5 protein-coding genes are annotated in these 3,031 nt (G+C 59.4%); 4 read left to right on the top strand and 1 reads right to left on the bottom strand.

From position 1 onward, the window contains the following. From ABY948_RS11885 to ABY948_RS11875, 3 genes are all read left to right on the top strand, one after another. The coding region (locus tag ABY948_RS11885; protein ID WP_461482749.1) for an ATP-binding protein at positions 1-1,229 on the top strand (1,229 nt) is incomplete at its 5' end. Next, positions 1,229-1,705 carry a transcription elongation factor GreA gene (gene greA, locus ABY948_RS11880; RefSeq protein ID WP_461482748.1) on the top strand — a complete coding sequence of 159 codons (477 nt, stop codon included), beginning with the start codon at positions 1,229-1,231 and terminating at the stop codon, positions 1,703-1,705. The genes ABY948_RS11885 and greA, both read left to right, overlap by 1 nt. Positions 1,706-1,900: 195 nt before the next feature. Next, positions 1,901-2,164, top strand: a complete 264-nt coding sequence (locus tag ABY948_RS11875; RefSeq protein ID WP_461482747.1) for a hypothetical protein — start codon at positions 1,901-1,903, stop codon at positions 2,162-2,164. A gap of 20 nt (positions 2,165-2,184) precedes the next feature. On the opposite strand, the gene yhbY is transcribed toward ABY948_RS11875, so the two are convergent. Further along, complete coding sequence (gene yhbY / locus ABY948_RS11870; protein ID WP_461482746.1) at positions 2,185-2,487, bottom strand: ribosome assembly RNA-binding protein YhbY; 303 nt, start codon at positions 2,485-2,487, stop codon at positions 2,185-2,187. Positions 2,488-2,543: 56 nt separating this feature from the next. On the opposite strand from yhbY, the gene ABY948_RS11865 reads away from it, so the two are divergent. Continuing rightward, positions 2,544-3,031 (top strand): RlmE family RNA methyltransferase (locus ABY948_RS11865; RefSeq protein WP_461482745.1); only part of this gene is annotated, 488 nt, incomplete at its 3' end.

Genomic DNA, 3,031 nt, shown 5'->3' with positions numbered 1-3,031 from the left:
CCCCGGACGCCATCGATATGGCGGAAGACCGCGAGCGCTTCCAGCAGATGATTCACAAGCTGAAGTTGCTGCAACCGCCGAATGCCATTGTCCGTTCCGCCGAAGAAGCCGTGGCTGCGGCCGCTGGTATCGGCTACCCGCTGGTGGTGCGCCCCTCCTACGTGCTGGGCGGCCGGGCCATGGAGATTGTCTACCGCGAAGAAGAACTGCAGCGCTACATGCGCGAGGCGGTGCAGGTATCGGAAGATGCCCCGGTGCTGCTGGACTACTTCCTGTCCTCGGCCATCGAGGTGGATATCGACGCGGTGTCCGACGGCGAGCACGTGGTGATCGGCGCCATCATGCAGCACATCGAGCAGGCCGGGATCCACTCCGGTGACTCCGCCTGCGCGCTGCCGCCCTACAGCCTGCCGGAAGCGGTGCAGGACGAGATGCGCAGCGTGGTCAAGGCCATGGCCGTGGAGCTGAAGGTGAAGGGCCTGATGAACGTGCAGCTGGCCTGGCAGGACGAGAAGATCTACGTGATCGAGGTCAACCCAAGGGCTTCCCGCACGGTTCCTTTCGTGTCCAAGTGTATTGGCACCTCGCTGGCCAAGATTGCCGCCCGCTGTATGGTCGGCACCACCCTGGAAGCGCAGCAATTCACCCGTGAAATTATTCCGCGCTTCTTCAGCGTCAAGGAAGCGGTGTTGCCGTTCAACAAGTTCCCCGGCATCGACCCGATTCTCGGGCCGGAAATGAAATCCACCGGTGAGGTGATGGGGGTCGGCGACACCTTTGCCGAGGCCTATGCCAAAGCCGAATTGGGCGCCAGTGATCCGATCCCGCTGTCCGGCACGGCGTTCCTCAGTGTGCGCGAGCCCGACAAGGCCGGCATCGCCAGCGTGGCCCGCAGCCTGATCAACAGTGGCTTCAAGCTGGTGGCCACCGCTGGCACCGCCCAGGTGATCGAGGATGCCGGCTTGCCGGTGGAGCGGGTGTTCAAGGTGAAGCAGGGCCGCCCGCACATTGTCGACATGATCAAGAATGACCAGATTGACCTGATCGTGAACACCACCGAGGGGCGCCAGGCGATCGCCGATTCCTCCACCATTCGCTCCAGCGCCGAACAGCACGGGGTGTATTACACCACCACCCTCGCCGGTGGCGAGGCCGTCTGTATGGCCCTGGAACAGGTCGGGGAAATCAAGGTTCGCCGCCTGCAAGAACTCCATGAGAGGAATCTCTGATGAAAAAAATTCCCATGACCGTTGAAGGTGCCGAGAGATTGCGCAAGGAGCTGGACAATCTCAAGAAGGTCGAGCGCCCCCGTATCGTGGCGGCCATCGCCGAGGCCCGGGCCCATGGTGATCTGAAAGAAAATGCCGAATATCATGCCGCCCGCGAGCAGCAGGGTTTTGCCGAGGGCCGCATCCAGGAAATCGAAGGCAAACTGGGCAATGCCCAGATTATCGACATCACCCAGATTCCCCAGGGCGACAAAGTGATCTTCGGCAGCACCGTGGACATCATCAATCTGGACACCGATGCCACCGTCACCTACCGCATCGTCGGCGATGACGAGTCCGATGTGAAACAGAACAAGATCTCCTATCAGTCGCCGATTGCCCGTGCCCTGATCGGCAAGGAAGTGGGCGATATTGTGGTGGTGAAAACACCGGCCGGTGATGTGGAATATGAAATTGACGATGTGAAACACATCTGAGTGTTTCCGCAAGCACGATAAAAAAGAGGCCGGCAGGCCTCTTTTTTTGTTTTGCCGGCAGGTTGCCGCCACGGGGATATCACCAGTTTCAGCGCGGGGGCATACCGCTTTGGGGGGCCGAGGCTACCCCCTCAATACAGCTGTATTGCGGTGGGTCCGGGGTTAGACTGGGGCCGAACCGCTAGAGAGTGATCGATGAAACCCGATGTCAGCGCAGCCATGCGGGGGCTGATCCAGGAGGTCAAAAGGGCCATTCCGTTCGATATGCCCGCCGCCCGGATATGTGGCGGCCGTTGTATCGGCTGTCCGAAAAAGCTGCTGAACTACCTTGAGGCTGAACTCGAGCACTGGCAGTCGCGTCTCGACGGAGGCCATGTGCCCAGCTTCGGGGATCTGAGCAGGCTGGGGCGCAGCAGTCAGAAAGTCTATACCGCGTTGCAGAAAAACCAGCTGGTCTAATGGTGCCAACCGCGATGCGGTCAGCGCAGTAAGTTGGAAAGCAGGGGATTGGGTTTCTCGGCGCGCCGCAGCAGCAACACGATGTGACCGATGGTTTGCACCACTTCGGCAGACATTTTTTCCACGATTTCCGTGATCACCTGTTGCTTGGCTTCCTTGTTGCCCACCGCCAGTTTGACCTTGATCAGCTCGTGGTCATGCAGCGCCCGGTCGATCTCCGCCAGCACCGATTCGCTCAGGCCGTTGCCCGCGACAGTCACCACCGGATTGAGATTGTGACCCAAACGGCGCAGATGCTTTTTGTCCTCGTTGGAAAGTGTCATAGAATAGCTGTCCTTTTAAACGGCGAGTATTCTAGCCGAACTGCTATCAGGTTGATATGGGACGCTCAAAAAGCAGCCAACGCTGGCTGCAGGAACACCGAAATGATCATTACGTTAAGCGCTCCCTGAAGGAGGGCTACCGCTCGCGCGCCAGTTACAAATTGCTGGAGCTGCACGACCGGGACCGCTTGTTCAAGCCGGGCATGACCGTGGTCGACCTGGGCGCCGCGCCGGGAGGCTGGTCCCAGGTGGCCGCCAAGCTGGTGGGCGATAACGGCCGCGTCATCGCCTCGGATATCCTGCCCATGGACAGTATTGCCGGGGTGGATTTCGTGTTGGGGGATTTTACCGAGGACGCGGTGCTCGAGGAAATCCTGCAATTGTTGGGCGATGACCAGGCAGACCTTGTAATATCGGATATGGCCCCCAATATGAGTGGTATGAAGGCCGTTGACCAGCCACGTGCCATGTATTTGGTGGAACTGGCTATGGAAATGGCCTGCCAGGTATTGAAACCTGAGGGCGTTTTTGTTGCCAAAGTGTT

Source organism: Porticoccus sp., from assembly GCF_041592135.1.
Classification (GTDB): domain Bacteria; phylum Pseudomonadota; class Gammaproteobacteria; order Pseudomonadales; family Porticoccaceae; genus Porticoccus.
Note: the sequence above shows the minus strand (reverse complement) of the source record. Positions and strands in the feature narration are given on the sequence as shown.